Below are 17,015 nucleotides of genomic sequence, written 5' to 3' on the forward strand. Positions count from 1 at the left end.
GCTTCCTTAATGACGCTTACTTGATGCCGTTGATGGCGAGCAGCACGTTCCAGCGTTCGGCCGCGAGTTCGGGCTGCTCGAACGCGCCGCAGTCGTTGGCGAGTTCGACGACGCGGCTCAGGTTGGGCAGGCTGCGCGCGGACTGCAGGCCGCCGACCATCTGGAAGGCGGGCTGGTGGCCGTTGAGCCAGCTCATGAACGCGACGGAGGTCTTGTAGAACTCGGTCGGGTGGACGAACACCTGCTGGGCGAGCGCCTGCGTGGGTTCGAGGATGCGCTCGTATTCGGCCTCGTCGCCGCGGTCCAATGCCTGGATGGCGGCGGAGGCGTGCGGGGCGAGCACGGAGAACGCGCCGAGCAGCGCGTTGGAGTGCATGACGGCGCGGCCGCCGGCGCGCGGGTCGTCCTGTTCGGCGTTCTTGATGAGGTCGACGTAGTGGAAGTCGTCGCCGGTGAGCATCATCGTGCCTTCCGGCAGCATGGCGCGCATGTAGCGTTCGGAGTCGGCGTCGAGCAGCGACATCTTCACGCCGCGCACCTTGCCGGGATTGTGTTCGATGATGGTCAGCACGGTCCTGGACGCCTCGCGCCAGTCGGGCGAGCCGAAGTAGCCGTGCAGCTGCGCGTCGAAGACCTCGCCGAGCCAGTGCAGGATGACCGGCTGCTTCGCGGCGCCGATCACCTCGTCGTACACCTTGACGTAGTCGGCCGCGGACCGCGCGGCGCGGCACAGGTGGCGCGAGCACATGATGACCGGACCGTCGCCGGCCTCCTCGCAGACGGCAAGCTGTTCGAGGTACGCGTCGACGATCCGGGCGAGCGTGTAGTCGCCGCCCTGCTCGAGCTGGTCGGTGTTGACGCCGACCGACACGAGGTCGGCGACGCTTCTGCCCCAGCCTTCCTTGGCGGCGTATTCGCGGGCGGCCGCTCCGGAACGGCGCATGAGTTCGGCGGTGGCCTCCCAGTCCATGCCGAGGTTGCGCTGCGCGGTGTCCATGCAGTCGGCGACGCCGAGTCCCCATGACCAGACCATGCGTCGGAATCCGATCGTCGCGTCCCAGTCGACCTCGGCCGGCCGGCCCGGCGTGTTGTCGGCCCAGGCGAGCGGCACGACGTGGGCCGCAGCGTAGGCGACGCGCGAGGTGAGCGGATGCGTGGGCTTGGCGAACGCGGGGGCCGGGTTCGCCTCGACCGTGCGAGTCTCGCCGTTCTTGTCGATCAATGTGAATGCAGTCATCTTCATGCTCCTTTGAACCGGCTCCTTTCCCGGAAAGGAACCGGAACGATCAACGGATCAGTAGCGGCCTTCCGGAACGAGCACCTTCGCGCCCTTGGCGGCGGATTCGTAGCCGAGTTCGGCCAGCCGCACGCCGCGCGCGCCGGAGGCGAAGTCGTACGGGTAGTCGGTGCCTTCGGTGAGCGAGCGGATGAATTCCTCCCACTGCGCCTTGAAGCCGTTCTCGAACGTTTCGTCGGTGTTGATCTCCTGCCAGCCGGCCATGTAGTCGTGCGGGTCCGGAACGTCCGGGTTCCAGAACGCCTTCGGGGTGACGTCGCGCACCTGGATCTCGGCGCCGAACAGGCCGACGACCGCGGAGCCGCGCGTGCCGTCGATCTGGAATTCGAGCAGTTCGTTGCGGTAGACGCGCGTGTTCCACGAGGAGTTCATCTGCACGGTGATGCCGTTGTCGAGCTCGAAGATCGCGTAGGCGGCGTCCTCGGCGGTCGCGTCGTACTTGTTGCCCCGCTCGTCCCAGCGCTCGGGGATCTCGGTCTTCGCTTCGGCGTAGACGGACTTGATGTGGCCGAACAGGCCTTCGATCACGTAGTTCCAGTGCGGGAACATGTCGGAGATGATGCCGCCGCCAAGCTCCTTCTTGTAATTCCAGCTCGGACGCTGCGAGGCGCGCCAGTCGCCCTCGAACACCCAGTAGCCGAATTCGCCGTGCACCGACAGGATCCGTCCGAAGAAGCCGGACTTGATCAGGCGGCGCAGCTTGAGCAGTCCCGGCAGGAACAGCTTGTCGTGCACGACACCGGTCTTGACGCCGGCCTTCTCGGCCAGTTCGACGAGTTCGCGAGCGTCCTTGTAGGTTTCGGCGATCGGCTTTTCGGTGTAGATGTCCTTGCCGGCGGCGATGGCCTTCTTGATCGCGTCCGGACGGGCGGAGGTGACGAGGAAGTCGGCGTACAGCGGGTAGGCCGGATCGGCGAGCACCGAGTCGAGGTCAGTGGTGTACTTGAGGCCGCCGTGTTTCTCGGAGGCCTCCTTGAGCTTGGCCTCGTGGCGTCCGACGAGGATGGGGTCGAGCTGGACGCGCGATCCGTCCGCGAGTTCCACGCCTCCCTGTTCGATGATGGGCAGGATGGAGCGGCACAAGTGCTGCCGGTATCCCATGCGCCCGGTCGCGCCGTTGAGAATCACGCCGATGGTCTTGTCTGCCATGTCAGTTCGTTTCCTTTCGCTGATTGCGGCTTTGCAGTCACGGTTCCCTGTCACGCGCATGCCAGACGATGTCCGACCTCAGGTTTCGATTGGAACCTGTCATTCACCTCTTGGTAAGCGCTTTCCATTAATGTCCAATATACACAGCGTCAGCATGTAACGCAAATCACAAAACCCATGACACGCAGAAATAATCGACATATCAGCATTCGCCAAGACAAGGTAAGCGATTGCACAACACCGTCCGATATCGACCGTCGGCGACGCCCCGCGCAACCATGGCGCAGCCCGCCCCATCCCGCCGGCCACCCCAGTTGAGAACGCCGCACACCAGGCCTACACTTGGCGATGAGTTAATCGTTACACCGCAGCGTCGCCTACGAAGCCCGCACCAAGGAGCGCCATCCATGGCAAACACCTGTCATATCACCGTCGATACCGCACATGATCTCGGCCCGTTGGACCACTCCTGGAACTTCATCGGATACGACGAATGCAACTACACCTACATGCCCGAGGGCCGCCAGCTGCTCGCCAGGTTCGGAACCTTGTCCGACGCGCCGTATTACGTGCGCACGCATTTCATGTTCTGCACGGGCAGCTGCAACGGCACCCAGAAGTTCGGCTCCACGAACGTCTACCGCGAGAACGCGCAGGGTGATCCCATCTACGACTTCACCTATTACGACCTCATCCTCGACGCGATCCTCACGTCGGGCAACAAGCCATTCGTCGAACTCGGCTTCATGCCCCAGGCCCTGGCCGATCCCGCCTACCGCAACCAGCCGTCGCTTGCCGGCATGGACGTCTACCGGGAGGTCGGCTGGACGTACCCGCCGGCCGACTACCGCAAGTGGCACGACTTCATCCTCGCCGTGGCGCGCCATCTGGCCGGACGGTACGGCGCAAGCGAGATCGCGTCATGGTATTTCGAACTGTGGAACGAACCGGACATCTGCTACTGGTCCGGCACCGCCGAGGACTACTGCACACTGTACGACTTCACCGAGCACGCGCTGCATGAGGCGTTGCCGGACGCGCGGCTGTCGGGCCCGGCATGCACGGGGATCTTCGCACACAACGGCGCCCGCGACCTGATGCGCGCCTTCCTCCGGCACTGCCGTGAGGGCCGCAACGCCTGCACGGGAGCGACCGGTGCCTGCCTTGACTTCATCACCTTCCACGCCAAGGGCTCGGTGTTCCCGGCCGACGTAACCGCGGCGAAGGCGGTGCCCAGCGTCGGCAGTCTCGTCCATCAGGTGCGTTTCGGTCTCGAACTGGCCAGGGAGGAAGGTTTCGACGATCTCGACGTGGTGGTCTCCGAGGCCGATCCCGACGGCTGGTCGGCGGGCGGCATCGCCGACAATCCCAACATGCGCTACCGCAACACCGAATACTACGCGTCCTACGTGGCGGCCGCCTACAGCCGCATCCGCGATCTTTCGCGCGAGTTCGGCGTCCACGTGCGCCCGCTGGCATGGGCGTTCATGTTCCCGCAGGAGGAATGCTTCGCCGGCACGCGCACGTTTGCCACGCAGGGCATCGCCAAGCCGGTGTTCAACCTGTTCGCCATGCTCGCGCGCATGGGATCGCACGGGCTGCCGTTGCGCAGCGACGGTGCGCCCGATCCCGCCTGTGACCGCAGGCTGATCCCCGATTTCGATGAGGCCGCGCCCTCGCATTACACGGGCGCCGGCGCGCAGACCGCAATCGACGGGTTCGCCTCGCGCGCGGACGACGGTTCCCTGCGCACGCTGGTGTACGCGCATTGCGACGACATCGACGAGGATGGCGTCACCGACGTTGAACTGCGGTTCGACGGGCTTGGCAAAGGCCGCTATCGCGTCGTCCAGTACCGTATCGACGACTGTCATTCGAACGCGCACGCCGTCTGGCTTGCGCAGGGCAGCCCGAAGTACCCGGATGACCGGAAGTATGCGACGATCAAGCAGGCCGACGGACTGGAGACGATCGGAGAACCGCTGACGCTCGACGTAAGCGAGTCCGGCCGGCCGGCGACGTTGTGGTTCGTCATGCCGGCGCACGCCGTGTCGCTGGTGCGGGTCGAACGCCTCTGATGGTCTCCGACACGGCCGTGTCGCTCACGCGTCGCGTATTCGGCTCACGCCTCGACCGTCACGTCCGACGCGCCCGGCATCACCCGGATGTTCGCCTCCTCAAGGCTTGTGCAGGCCTTGCCGCCGCGGCGCATGCCGCGCACGTGCACGCCGCGCACCGGATGGGCGTCGTCGTAGCCGCCGACCAGCGACGGCTCCTCGTCCCCGGCGATCACGGCGCCGGTCGTCACGTCCACGTCCTCGATGCGCACGTTCTCGATGAGACGGCCGGCGGCCGGGTTGTAGTCCTTGTTCCACTTGGTCTCGATGTCGAGCACGCGTCCGTGGGTGATGCGTTCGATGCGGATGCCGCGCCACGCGACGTCCCTCACGACGTTTTTGTCGCCCGCGTTGATCGCCATCACGCCCAAGTAGTTGGCCTGATATTCGTTGTGCTCGAGCACGTCCATGTTCTCGAAGCCGACGTTCTCGATCACGTCGCCGTCGTGCTCGTGGTCGCCGTGCGTGCCGATCATCATCGGGTGTGCCACGTCGGCCCACAGCGTGCAGTCGTGCGCGCGGACGTTGCGCGAGCCGCCACGGTACTGCCAGCGCGAGCCGTACACGGCGATGCAGTCGTCGGACGTGCGCAGGAAGCAGCCGTCGATCTCCACGTCTTCGCAGGCCATCATGTCGATGCCGTCAGACCAGCCCTCGCAGCTGAACGACTTGAGATTGCGGATCGTGACGCCCTTCGACGATCCCATGAACACCGAGTAGTGCGGCGGGTTGACGAGCACGAGGTCCTCGACCGTCACGTCGCGGCTGAATCCGACGAGGATGCCGTTCGTGCCGGCGAACCGCTTGAAATCGTTGAGGTAGAGCACGCCGCGACCGTGCACGTGCACGTCCTCGGCGTGTTCGATGACGAGCGAGCCCTCGACCACCGCGCCGCGCGCGAACACCACGTCGGTGTGCGACGGGATGTGCCACAGGCCGTCGGCGATGTAATGGTATCCGGGTTCGATGAGCACCGTCGCGCGCTCCTTGCCGGACGCGAGCGCCGCGGCGATCGACTCGTTGACCTCGTACCAGCTGAGCGTGCTCGGGCCCGTGAGCGAGCCACGCACGGTCACGTCGGCCGTTTGCGGCTCATGCGGCAGCGCGCCGGCGAAGACGTGCAGGTTGTGGTCGCGCGTGCGGTTGAGCTCGACGCTCAGGTTCGCGGGGCGGTCGAGCGTGAATACGAGACGGCTGCGGCCGACGACGTGCGGTTCGACGCCGAGCGAGAGCGGGCGGATGTCGGCGCGGTACATCTCGTACCAACCGTTGACGCTCACTTCGACCTCGACGCGGCCGTCGAAGTCGAAGAAGCACATCGACGATTCGCAAGGGTCGTGCATGTCGACGCGCACGCGGTAGACCGGCACGGCGATCCAGCCGTCGTCGTCCGCGTCGTCGAACGCGCCGTCCGCGGCGCCGGCGGCGCCGGCGGCGAGCGGACGCACGCGCACCGCGTACTCGTCGCGCAGTACGGCCTCGGAAGGAGCCGGATACACGCGAACGCGATCGTCGGCCTGCTTCGTTGTCATGGGAAACGTCCTTTCATATGGTTCGGGCTTCCCCTTGACGGAGGAAGCCCGGAATCGCATCGTATAGGTGCGTTGGCTTGCGGCGGCCGGCCGCGGACGCCTACTTGAGGCTGCCGACGGTGACGCCGGACTTCCAGTAGCGCTGCAGCGCGATCATGAGCAGCACGACCGGGATCATCGAGATGAACGCGCCGGTGAGCACCAGGATCGTCAGATCGTACTGGGAGTCGGTGCCGCGGGCGATCCACGACTGCAGGCCGAGCATGACGGTCCACTTGTGGTAGTCCTTGAGGAAGATCATCGGCCACATGAAGGAGTTCCAGTTGCCGACGAAGGACAGCAGGAAGATCGTGGCGGCCGGGGTGACCAGCAGGCGCGAGGAGATCTGCAGGAAGATGCGGTACTCGCCGGCACCGTCGACGCGCGCGGCCTCCATGAGCTCGGTCGGCACGGAGCCTTCCGCGTATACCTTGGCGAGGTAGACGTTCATCGGCGTGAACATGCCCGGCAGCAGCATGACCCACCAGGTGTCGTACAGGCCGACCTTGTTGAACAGGATGAACGACGGCACGGTCAGCAGGGTTCCCGGGATAAGGAAGGAGATGATGATCATGCCCATGATCAGGCCGCGCGTGTGGAACTTGTACTTGGCGAGGCCGTAGCCGGCGGTCACGGTGATGATCGTCACGCCGGCGGAGCACACGAGCGAGATCCAGATGGTGTTCCACAGCCACTGGCCGTAGATGCCGTCCTGGTAGGTGAACAGGTCGTGCAGGTTCTTGAACAGGTTGAAGCTCTCGGCGAACCACAGGCCGTTCGTGGTGTACAGCTGCTGCTTGTTCTTGGTAACGGAGACGATGAGCCACCACAGCGGGCCGACCGCGTAGACGGTGAGGATGATGAGGACGGCGAGCACGCCCCACTTGGAGGCGCCCTTGGCCTGGTTGGCGGTGGATTCGCCGACCTCCTGGGAGGCGCGGCGCTTGTCGCCGCGGTCAAACAGCGACTTCTTGATGCCAGTTGACTGTTGCGTTGCGGCGCTCATGTCAGTTCTCCCGATTCTGCAGCTTGTAGATGATGGCGGACGCGATGCCCATGATCACGGCGAGGACGATCGACAGCGCGGTCGCGTAGTTGAGGTTGCCAACCTGGAACGCCTGGTTGTAGATCATCATGGCCGGGGTGAAGTCCTTGGTGATGGTCTGCGGGCTGACCGAGCGGAACAGGAACGGCTGGTCGAACAGCTGGACCGTGGCGATGATGTTGAGCATGGTGGTCAGCGCGACGGAGGTGAGCATGTACGGGACCTTGATGGAGACGGCGATGCGCAGCTCGGACGCGCCGTCGAGTCGCGCGGCCTCGATGATCTCGCCGGGGATGGCCTGCAGCGAGCCGTACATGATGAGCATGTTGAAGCCGAGACCGCCCCAGATGGCCATCTGGCCGATGGAGCCCCAGACCATGCCCGAGGAGAAGAAGTTGACGTTGAGGCCGAACATCTTGAAGAACGGGGTGAGCGGACCGACCGACGGGCTGTACAGGTAGATCCAGATCGTGGTGGCCACGATGCCCGGGGTCATGTACGGCAGGAGCAGGAAGATGCGGAAGCGGCTCGCCATGCGCTTGCTGGATGCGTCGATGAGCAGCGCGATGGCCATCGACAGCAGCTGGGTGAGCGGCACGACGATGATCGCGTACAGGGCGACGCGGCCGAGGCCGGTCCAGAACGTGACGTCCTTGACGGCTTCGACGAAATTCTGCATGCCGACGAACTTGGTGGTGGCCTCGCCCAGGCCCAGGCCGGACTTCTGCTTGGAATACAGCGAGACCTGCAACGCCATTGCCACGGGGATGATGACGAAGAAAATGAAACCTGCCAGGAACGGCCAGGTGAACGAGGCTCCCTTGAGTGCCTCGAGCGTACGCCACGAGATGTGTCCGCCGCGCTTGGGCGACTGCGGCGTGGCCGGCGCGGATTTCGCGTTCGACATCTGCTTTGCTCCTTACAACCGGAAAAACGGAACGGATTGGGTTTGGATGGGGGGTGCGGCCCCGTCCCCTCGCATGGCAAGGCCGCAGCAGCAGGAGGAGATTTGCCGCTGCGGCCTTGGAGTGTCGGTCAGGAGACCGGACCGCGGACCGGGTCAGTCGACCGTGTAGTTGATGCCCTTGGACTTGAGGTCCTTGGCGACGAAGTCCTGCGTGTTCTTCAGGGCTTCCTTGACGGTGATCTGGCCGTTGACGGCCTTGCCCCACTGGTCCTGCAGCTCCGGGAACCAGGCGTCGTAGTCCGGGCCGAGGTTGAAGCCGCCCATGACGTCCTTGGTCGCGGTGTTGATGATGTCGACCGCGTCGTCCGGGTTGGAGTAGAAGCCGTCGGGGATGTTGGCCTTGACGTACTTGGTCAGGTCGCCGGACAGGCCGGTCGGCAGCGGCACGGTGTTGGAGGCCTTGTCACGGCCGGCTTCGATGCCCTCGTCGGAGTTGATGTACTTCTCCCACTTCATGACGGCTTCCTGGTGGGCCTTGTCGGTACCCTTCGGCACGAAGTCGACCTGGGTGACGATGCCCGGGACCTTGGCGGTGCCGTCGATCTCCGGGTAGGCGGAGATCTTCCACTTGCCGGAGGTGTTCGGCATGTTGGTCTTGAAGTTCGGGACGGACCAGTACTGGGTGGTCATGAACGCGAGGTTGCCGGAGTCGAAGAACTTGTACAGCGAGCCTGTGTCGGTCCAGGTCTCGTTGGAGACCATCTTGCCGTCGATCATCTGCTGGATGATGTCGGCCGCCTTGGTGCTGCCCTCGTCGAGGAAGTTGACCTTCCAGCTGTCGCCGTCGATCGAGAACCAGTTGGCGCCCGCCTCCTGGGCGAGCTGCATGAGCACGGACGGATCCTCGCCGGCGAGGTTGAAGATCTTCACGCCGTCGGCGTTGGACTTCTTGCCGAGGGCGAGCAGCTCGTCCCAGGTCTTCGGGGCGTCGACGCCGTACTTGGAGAGCACGTCGGTGTTGGAGATGCTGTACTGGCCTGCCGGGGCGACCGGGATGCCGTAGTACTTGCCGTTGAGCTCGGCGTTCTTCTTGGCGCCGTCGGAGAAGATGCCCAGGATCGGCTGGATGGAGTCGGTGATGTCCTCGGCCCAGCCGTTGGCCACGTTGGTGGTCAGCGGGGCGAAGCCCTGCACGAGGTCGGGCAGGCTCTTCTTGGCCTCGAAGGCGTTGCGGAAGTTCTGCTGCTGGGCGGTGTTGGACGCCTGCAGGACGACCTTGACCTTGACCTCGTTCTGCGACTTGTTGAAGGCCTCGGCCTGCTGCTGGCCGGTGGTGCTCCAGGTCCAGACCTCGATCTCGGTCGGACCGTTGGACGTGGCGGCGGTGTCGCCCGCGTTGTTGGTGGAGCCGCAGGCGGCCATGCCCATAAGGGTGGCGACGGCCGCGATGCCGGCGCCGACGCGCATTGCCATGTTGTGTGAACGCTTCATTGTTCCTTTTCCTTCACTTGGGTGTGAAACACCTCGTTGTTGCTGTTTCACCACCGGATCAAGAATCCTCAGTTAATCCTTTCACCAGTGAACGGTTTCAATTACAACACCACGGAATCACTTTGTCAAGCCAGAGAAGGAAAACGCTTACAATTGGCTTAATTTGAGGCGTTTCGCATCATTCTCACTCACGACGCCTCAACGCCGGCAGGTAGCATATTTATCCATATATCAACACAAGTGAATCTATTCACCGGTGAATTGTTCACTACACGGGCTATACTGGCAGACAGTTCGCGGTCCGTTCGGTCCGCATGTCCGCCATCACACCAAGAGGTATTCGGTCATGGTCACGCTACGCGACGTCGCGCTTGCCGCCGGGGTCTCCCCCGCGGCGGCCTCATATGCACTGTCAGGCAGTTCCAAGGTCACCGAGGAGACGGCCGCCCGCGTACGCAAGGCCGCAGAGGAGCTGCACTACACCGGCAATCTGGCCGCCAAGGCGCTGCGCCAGGGCAAAAGCGGCATCATCGGCGTGGCGGTGTTCGAACTCAGCCGCGAATACCCGGCCACGCTGTCGTACGTCATCAGCACGCAGGCGCTCAAGCACGGCATGCAGGCGCTCATCCAGCAGATCAGCTACTCCACCAAGCAGGAACGCGCGTTCCTGCGCAGCATGTCGAACCAGTACAGCGACGGGATGATCCTGTGTTCGGCCGGCGTGCCGGAGTCGGAGATCGCCATGCTCAGCAAGGGCCGTCCCGCGGTCATCCTGGACGACGCCGCGGTCACTTCCTACGACACGGTGCTCAACCCGCGCGAGGACGGCATGCGCACGCTGATCGGCCACCTGTTCTCCACCGGCAAGTCCGACCCGCTGATCATCGGCGCGAAGCCGCGCACGAAAAAGGACGCGATGGCCGGCGCGTCCGGCAACGACCGACTCCTTACCGGCTGTTACGAAGGATTCGCCGACAACGGCCACCGCCTGGCCAAATCCCGCATCGTGCCGCTGCAGGCATGGGACATCGAGGTCGCCCGGCTCAAGGCGCACGAACTGGTCGAACAGCACCGCATCTTCGACAGTGCGATCTGCGCGACCGACACCGTGGCGCTCGGCTTCATGCGCGGGCTCATCGAATGCGGCGTGCGCGTGCCCGAGGACGTGGCCGTGGTCGGATTCGACGGCATCAACACCGCGCGATACGGCTCGCCCTCGCTGACCACCATCGAGGTGGATATGGAGGAGATCGCCTCGCGCGCCGTCGAACTGCTCATGAACCGCATCAACGCGCCCGCCGAAGACGCCGACCATACCCCGCAGCACGTCACTGTCGGCTACCGCCTGCGCGTGGGCGAATCCACCGTGGGCCGGCAGTAGCCGGCGAATCCCGGACCGGACCTCGGACCGGAGCCGATTCTCAAAAGGACCATGGCGTTCGACACACGGAACCACTACAATCGGGCGGTGAGAGATCATCACCATGATCAAGGGGGATTTTCCATGTCCGAACCACACGACGACGCGACGGCCGACGCCGGCCAACCCGATCCGACGCAGCAGCCGCCGGCCGTGCAGCCACCGGCATCGCAGCAGCAGCCGTCATCGCAACCGAACGCACCGCAGCAGCCCACGCCCGTGCCGCAACAGCCGGCACAGGCACCGTATCCGCAGCAGCCGTACGCGCCGCAACAGTACCATCAGGGACCGCAGCAGCCGGCATACGGGCAACCGCAGCCCCGCTACGGGCAGGCACCGTACGGACAGCAGCCGCAGTATCGTCAGCAGCCGCACCAACAGCCCGCGCCGCAACAGTACCGGCCGCAGTACGCCGGACAGTATCCCGCCGGGCAGCCGCACCAGCAGCCGTTCCAAGGACAGCCGCGCCCCGCGTCCGGCGCACAGCCGTTTGCGGGCCAGCCGTATCCGGGCCAGCCCGCCCAGCCACAGCCCGCCCAGCCACAACAGCAGTCGCCGTTCCCCGGACAGCGTCCGGCACCGGCCGGCCAGCAGAACCAACCGTTCGCCGGACAGCCGCAGCAGGGTCAGCCGCAACCCGGTCAGCCGTTCCCGCCGCAGGGGCCCGGCAACCGTCCGGGCGGAGCGCACGCCGGCAAGCCCGGCAAAGACAAGCCGAACCGCAAGCCGAAATGGTGGCTGATCATCGTCGCCGTGGTGGCCGTCATCGCCATCATCGTCGGCACCGTGTTCGCGGTGCGCGCGATGAACGGCGGCGACAAGACCGCCAAGGCCGCGCTGCCCACCGTCGAGCAGGCGTACGGCGGCGCGCTGTCGGCCGACCAGTACGATCTCAAGGAGCCGATCGCGGTCGACATCTACCACGAGTTCCGCATCACCCTCAAGGGCAAGGCGTCGGTCGTGCCCGACGACTACTGGGCGTTCAAGCTCAAGGGCACCGACATGACGGTGTACGACTGCGCGCGGATCTACCAGGACGCCTCGCTGTCCGTGCCGATCCCGACCAGCGTGTTCGCCAGCACGCCGATCGACGACAAGGACGGCAACGGCACCATCGACATCAGCGGCACGATGGACATCCCCGACTACATGCAGCACGGCGACAGCGTCGGCAAGGAACGCGGTCTCCTGCCATCCGACGGCTACTATTACGTGCAGTACATGGGCGCGGACGGCAAGAAGCTCGCCAAGCCGATCGTGCAGTTCTTCAAGGTCATCAACCCGGCCGACGTCGAACAGCTCGCCCCCGTCCGGAACATCACGCCGGTCGTCAACTCCGATGGCGGCGTCGACATCTCGTGGGACGCGCTCGACGGCGCCAAGTCGTACAACGTGTACACGTACATCGTCCGCCCGCAGGTCGGCCAGCCCGGCGACGACAACTTCAGCGAGGAACAGACCACGATCACCAAGATCGGATCGTCCACGACGACCGAACTGCTGTCGAAGGACTACGACAAGGTCAAGTCCAGCAAGCTCCTCAACGACGAAAAGGAAACGACCTACAGCCAGAACGAGGCGTTCCACTCGCTGGCCGTCGAGGACCAGGACTACATCGACGCATGCGCGGACAGCTCCGAGGAATACTGCGCGAACGTGCTGCAGGAGGCAGGCGGGTCGTACAACCCCGACTCGGCCGGCAAGCTGTACTTCGTGGTGTCCGGAGTGGACGCCGATGGCCACGAGAGCCGCTGGCGCGCGGTCGACGCGAACGACATCGTGCCGTCGATCCCGATCGGCGTCGCCAACCAGACCCAGCACCGCCAGTGGATCTACGGCCTCAAGGGCGTGTTCGGCGAGGACAACACCCTCGAAGAGAACATGCAGCAGTACGTCTACACCTTCGTGACGATGGCCAACGGCTCGACGGCGACGATCCCCAGCCGGTTCAGCGACCTGCAGAAGACCGGCGACGCGGATTGGAAGTTCACGATCTCGGCGCCCGGCACGAAGATCACGAACACCGGACGCCTGTATTACGAGGGCGATCTGAACCCGATCTTCTCCAAGGTCACGCAGGCCGCGCTCCAGGCGCTGCCGAAGGCCGGCGGCGTGCTCGACCGCATCAACGCGGTCAGCAACGTCGACTGGAACGGATACGACACGAAGAAGATCGATTCGGACACGAAGGAATCCCCGTACTTCAACTACGCGTCGACCGACTACGGCAAGTACCTCGCCAACAACATCCTCAACGGCCACGAGGTCATCGACGTCACCAAGTACGCCACCGACGACTACCAGGTGAGCACGGACGACGTGATGTACGAGCTGATCTACCAGAACCCGTACGTGCGCACCGACTCCTCGGGCATCAGGTACACGGTCCGCAAGCAGGGCGACAAGACCGTGATGTGGGTGAAGTACCCGGACAACTACCGCGAGCGCCAGCAGAAGATCGCCGATTTCGTGGACGAGAACAAGGGCAGGTTCCAAGGCTCGGACCGCGACAAGGCCATCGCCATCGAACAGTTCCTCGCCGAGAAGATGACCTACGACTACGATGCCGTCGCAGACAAGGGAGACACACAGGAAAGCGCTTACGAAAGCGTGGAATCCGTGCAGAAGTTCCCCGACGCGTGGAGCCCGTACGGCATGGTGAGCGGCAAGGGCGTGTGCATGTCCTACGCGTACGCCTACCAGATCCTCGGCAAGGCCGCCGGCCTCGACACCCGCGTGGTGTCCGGCAACGTCACCGGCTACAGCGTCAGCCACGCATGGAACTACGTGAAGATCGACGGCAAGTGGCTGGTCATCGACGCCACCTGGGACGATGAAGGCAACTACGCCGACACCAAGTACCAGCTCAAGGACAAGTCCGAGGTGACCGACCACTTCGCCTTCAACGACGGATGGACCCTCGCCTCCCAGTCCGGCCAGTACTGAGTTCGCTGAATGACCTGTGGGGTGACGGAGAGCATTCTCTGTCACCCCACAGGTCATTGCCTATCTACCGCCGAACAGCCGCCGATGATCTACGATAACGCCGATCATCGCGGCGGTCAGCGTTCGTACGTCCATTCGTCATGCCATTCGAGCAACGCCTGTCCGCCGCCGATGCGGATCGGCAACCACAGGGTCGGCGAGTTGCCGAGATCCTTCGGTTGCCAGCGGTCGCCGACGTACAGGAACTGCCCGTCCGGCAGCGGCAGCACGAGATCGCACTGCGAGTCGAACGTGCGCGATCCGGCCGGCGTGAACGCCTTCCACTCGCTCCACGGACCGTGCAGGTCGGCCGCGGTCGCGAACATGTTGTCGTTGCAGTCCCAGCCGGTCAGCTGCGAGCCGAACCAGTAGTACAGGCCGTCGTGCTTGACGATCGTCGGCGACTCGTAGCCGTACCGGTAGTTGGTGCCGCGCAGGCAGACCACGTCCTCGACGACCGAATGGTAGTCGTCGGACAGGCGGTAGATGTGCGTGCCGTGCTCGCGGTCCTCGGAGATGAGGTAGCCGGCGCCGTCGTCGTCCTGGAAGACGCCGATGTCGCGCGAGATGTTGCCGAACGGCTGCATCGAGAACAGGAAGCGGAACGGCCCGAGCGGGTTGTCGGCGACGGCGACGGCGACGTGCGCGTAGTTGTAGTCGCCGCGCTCGGCGTGGATGTACATGACGTATTCGCCGGCGGACGGGCAGCGCAGCACCTTCGGGCGTTCGGCGATCGTGTCGGCGGCGAGCAGCCCCTCGGCGCGCGGCGCGAGCACGATGCCGGCGTTGTGCCAGTGTGCGAGATCATCGGACGTGTAGCAGGCGACGCCCTGGAACAGGTTGCCGTTCACCTTGTTCTCGCCGTACGCGTAGTACGTGCCGTCGAACTGCTGGATGCCGAGGCCGTGCAGCTGGGCGACTGCTCCGGTGTCGTCATGCGCGAGGCATGCGCCCCGCATGGTTACGGTGGTCATGGATGATTCCTTCCTCCGCATCGTCATGCGATGCGGCCATATGTGTCGTATATGCGTTCGGATATGGTTCGAGCCGCGAACCCGCGCAAGCACAGGTTCGCGGCTCGATTCGGGCGTACCTCCGTCGCCCCTGTGGTCACTGCGTCACTGCTTGACAGAGCCGGCGGCGAGGCCGGACTGCCAGTACTTCTGCAGGAACAGGAAGCAGATGATCAGCGGAACGATGGCGATGAGCGATCCGGTCAGGATCAGGTTGTTCGGCAGCTCCTTCACCGAGGTGTCGCTGCCCATCTTCAGCCAGACGTTCAGGCCGACGGTCAGCGGGTAGTCCTTGGTGTCCTGCAGCATGATCAGCGGCAGGAAGTAGTTGTTCCACACGCCGACGAGCGCGAACAGCAGCACGGTCACGAAGCCCGGGGACAGCAGCGGGAAGCCGATCTTCCAGAAGATCGTCCACTGGCTCGCACCATCGAGCTTGGCGGCCTCAAGCAGCGAGATCGGGATCGACGTCTGTGCGTAGATGATCATCAGGTACAGGCCGAACGGGTTGCTCAGCTGCGGCAGGATGACCGCCCACGGCGTGCTGACCAGACCGGCCTGCGAGTACATGAGGAACAGCGGGACGGTGATGACCGTGCCCGGGATCGACATGAACGCGAGCGTGATCCACAGCAGCCAGTTGCGGCCCGGGAAGCGCATCGTGGCGACCGCGTAGCCGGCGAACGTGGCGATGAGCGTTGAGCCGAGGCCGGCGGCCACGGCGTACAGGATGGTGTTGAGCAGCCAGCGCGGGTAGACGCCGTCCTTGAACGTGAACGTGTCGTGGATATTCTGGAAGAACACGTTCTGGTCGGCGAACCACAAGCCGGGCGAGTTGTACAGGCCGCTGTTGGTCTTCGTACTCGAGAACACGAGCCACAGCAGCGGCACGAGGCAGTAAATCACCATGACGGCCATGATGATGTGCAGCAGCCAGCTCATGACGCGCTGCCTGCCGGTGAGCTTGAGGCGCTGCGCGGCCTTTTCGGCGCGGCGCATGTTGCGCTGGCGGTTCTTCCAGTCCTGCTTCGCGAGCTTCTCCTCGCGGCTTGCCTTGCGTGGCGAAACGGTTGCGGCACTCATTACTTATCCCACCTGTTCCCAATGGCCTTGACGATGGCGACGAGCACCATCGTGATGATGCCTACGATCAGCGATACGGCGGCCGCGTAGTTCGCGTCCTGGCTGGTGAACGCCAGATTGTAGGTGTACATGTTCGGCGTGTACGAGCTGTTGATCGTCTCCGGTGCGAGCGTCTTCAACACGTTCGGTTCGTTGAACAGCTGGAACGAGCCGATGAGCGAGAACAGCAGCGTCATCATGACCGATCCGCGGATCTGCGGGATCTTGACCGACCATGCGATGCGCAGCTCGGACGCGCCGTCGATGCGTGCGGACTCGTACAGCTCCTCGGGGATGACGCGCAGCGAGGAGTAGTAGATCAGCATGTTGTAGCCCATGAAGCACCAGGTGGCGATGTTCGCGATGGCGAACAGCATGAGCTGGCTGCCGAACATGTTCGGGGCCTGCACGCCGAGCGCGTGCGCGACCTGTCCGAACAGGCCGTAGTCGTTGCCGTAGATGTAGCCCCACATCATGGCGGCGATCACGCCGGGGACGGCGTAGGGCAGGAACATGAGGATGCGCGGGATGGCGATGTGGCGGATGCGCTGCGAGTCAAGCATCAGCGCGGCCATGAGGGCGAGCGCGAGCATGAGCGGCGTCTGGATCCAGAAGTAGAGGAACACGCGACCGAAGCCGGTCCACATGAGCGTGTCCTTCAACGCCTTGAGGTAGTTCGCGAATCCGACGAACGACGATCCGCCGATCATCTGCTGCTTGAAGAATCCCAGATACAGTGCGTAGAACAGCGGGATGATCGTGCCGAACAGGAACACGATCACGTACGGCAGGCAGAACGGGATGCCGATCCAATCCTGACGCTCCTTGACTTTTGTTTTCCGTGCCTTTGCCGGCGCGGATGCGGTTGCTGCAGTCATGGTGACTTCCAATCTCTGAT

12 protein-coding genes are annotated in these 17,015 nt (G+C 64.2%); 3 read left to right on the forward strand and 9 right to left on the reverse strand.

The genetic code is table 11. The features are described from left to right. Positions 1-16: 16 nt before the first annotated feature. Complete coding sequence (locus GFD25_RS00425; RefSeq protein WP_163228834.1) at positions 17-1,237, reverse strand: DUF993 family protein; 1,221 nt, start codon at positions 1,235-1,237, stop codon at positions 17-19. Between the two features lie 57 nt (positions 1,238-1,294). Next, entirely contained in the window at positions 1,295-2,446 is a 1,152-nt protein-coding gene (locus GFD25_RS00430; RefSeq protein ID WP_163228836.1) for a Gfo/Idh/MocA family protein, read from the reverse strand. A gap of 407 nt (positions 2,447-2,853) precedes the next feature. Between GFD25_RS00430 and GFD25_RS00435 the strand changes: the two genes are divergently transcribed. Beyond that, the gene (locus GFD25_RS00435; RefSeq protein WP_163228838.1) at positions 2,854-4,524 is read left to right on the forward strand and encodes a GH39 family glycosyl hydrolase; all 1,671 of its coding nucleotides are present in this window, start codon (positions 2,854-2,856) and stop codon (positions 4,522-4,524) included. Between the two features lie 44 nt (positions 4,525-4,568). Here the strand turns inward: GFD25_RS00435 and GFD25_RS00440 are convergent, their stop codons facing one another. The 4 genes from GFD25_RS00440 to GFD25_RS00455 all read right to left on the reverse strand — a co-directional run bounded on the left by GFD25_RS00440 (position 4,569) and on the right by GFD25_RS00455 (position 9,577). Next, a complete protein-coding gene (locus GFD25_RS00440; protein WP_163228840.1) occupies positions 4,569-6,095 on the reverse strand; it encodes a glycosyl hydrolase family 28 protein in 1,527 nt (508 codons plus the stop codon). A 100-nt stretch (positions 6,096-6,195) separates the two neighbouring features. Further along, a complete protein-coding gene (locus GFD25_RS00445) occupies positions 6,196-7,140 on the reverse strand; it encodes a carbohydrate ABC transporter permease (protein ID WP_163228842.1) in 945 nt (314 codons plus the stop codon). 1 nt (position 7,141) lies between these two features. Then, on the reverse strand, positions 7,142-8,086 hold the full coding sequence (locus GFD25_RS00450; RefSeq protein WP_163228844.1) for a carbohydrate ABC transporter permease: 945 nt from the start codon (positions 8,084-8,086) through the stop codon (positions 7,142-7,144). Positions 8,087-8,239: 153 nt separating this feature from the next. After that, positions 8,240-9,577 (reverse strand): ABC transporter substrate-binding protein, encoded by a 1,338-nt coding sequence (locus tag GFD25_RS00455; protein ID WP_163228846.1) that lies wholly within the window; start codon positions 9,575-9,577, stop codon positions 8,240-8,242. Positions 9,578-9,923: 346 nt separating this feature from the next. On the opposite strand from GFD25_RS00455, the gene GFD25_RS00460 reads away from it, so the two are divergent. Then, positions 9,924-10,958, forward strand: a complete 1,035-nt coding sequence (locus GFD25_RS00460; protein ID WP_163228848.1) for a LacI family DNA-binding transcriptional regulator — start codon at positions 9,924-9,926, stop codon at positions 10,956-10,958. A 123-nt stretch (positions 10,959-11,081) separates the two neighbouring features. After that, positions 11,082-13,943, forward strand: a complete 2,862-nt coding sequence (locus tag GFD25_RS12350; protein ID WP_163228850.1) for a transglutaminase domain-containing protein — start codon at positions 11,082-11,084, stop codon at positions 13,941-13,943. 116 nt (positions 13,944-14,059) lie between these two features. Here the strand turns inward: GFD25_RS12350 and GFD25_RS00470 are convergent, their stop codons facing one another. The 3 genes from GFD25_RS00470 to GFD25_RS00480 form a co-directional block, all read right to left on the reverse strand. Continuing rightward, positions 14,060-14,956: a family 43 glycosylhydrolase gene (locus GFD25_RS00470; RefSeq protein WP_163228852.1), complete on the reverse strand. Its 897-nt coding sequence runs from the start codon at positions 14,954-14,956 to the stop codon at positions 14,060-14,062. 144 nt (positions 14,957-15,100) lie between these two features. Then, complete coding sequence (locus GFD25_RS00475) at positions 15,101-16,078, reverse strand: carbohydrate ABC transporter permease (RefSeq protein WP_163228854.1); 978 nt, start codon at positions 16,076-16,078, stop codon at positions 15,101-15,103. Beyond that, the gene (locus tag GFD25_RS00480; protein ID WP_163228856.1) at positions 16,078-16,995 is read right to left on the reverse strand and encodes a carbohydrate ABC transporter permease; all 918 of its coding nucleotides are present in this window, start codon (positions 16,993-16,995) and stop codon (positions 16,078-16,080) included. The genes GFD25_RS00475 and GFD25_RS00480 overlap by 1 nt, the downstream gene beginning before the upstream one ends. Positions 16,996-17,015: the final 20 nt, after the last annotated feature.

It is taken from the genome of Bifidobacterium aerophilum, assembly GCF_010667685.1.
Lineage (GTDB): Bacteria > Actinomycetota > Actinomycetes > Actinomycetales > Bifidobacteriaceae > Bifidobacterium > Bifidobacterium aerophilum.

Bases quoted from the DNA above. Each gene is read 5' to 3' on its own strand.
- GFD25_RS00425 (WP_163228834.1), bottom strand. From the start codon at position 1,237: ATGACTGCATTCACATTGATCGACAAGAACGGCGAGACTCGCACGGTC.
- GFD25_RS00430 (WP_163228836.1), bottom strand. From the start codon at position 2,446: ATGGCAGACAAGACCATCGGCGTGATTCTCAACGGCGCGACCGGGCGC.
- GFD25_RS00435 (WP_163228838.1), top strand. From the start codon at position 2,854: ATGGCAAACACCTGTCATATCACCGTCGATACCGCACATGATCTCGGC.
- GFD25_RS00440 (WP_163228840.1), bottom strand. From the start codon at position 6,095: ATGACAACGAAGCAGGCCGACGATCGCGTTCGCGTGTATCCGGCTCCT.
- GFD25_RS00445 (WP_163228842.1), bottom strand. From the start codon at position 7,140: ATGAGCGCCGCAACGCAACAGTCAACTGGCATCAAGAAGTCGCTGTTT.
- GFD25_RS00450 (WP_163228844.1), bottom strand. From the start codon at position 8,086: ATGTCGAACGCGAAATCCGCGCCGGCCACGCCGCAGTCGCCCAAGCGC.
- GFD25_RS00455 (WP_163228846.1), bottom strand. From the start codon at position 9,577: ATGAAGCGTTCACACAACATGGCAATGCGCGTCGGCGCCGGCATCGCG.
- GFD25_RS00460 (WP_163228848.1), top strand. From the start codon at position 9,924: ATGGTCACGCTACGCGACGTCGCGCTTGCCGCCGGGGTCTCCCCCGCG.
- GFD25_RS12350 (WP_163228850.1), top strand. From the start codon at position 11,082: ATGTCCGAACCACACGACGACGCGACGGCCGACGCCGGCCAACCCGAT.
- GFD25_RS00470 (WP_163228852.1), bottom strand. From the start codon at position 14,956: ATGACCACCGTAACCATGCGGGGCGCATGCCTCGCGCATGACGACACC.
- GFD25_RS00475 (WP_163228854.1), bottom strand. From the start codon at position 16,078: ATGAGTGCCGCAACCGTTTCGCCACGCAAGGCAAGCCGCGAGGAGAAG.
- GFD25_RS00480 (WP_163228856.1), bottom strand. From the start codon at position 16,995: ATGACTGCAGCAACCGCATCCGCGCCGGCAAAGGCACGGAAAACAAAA.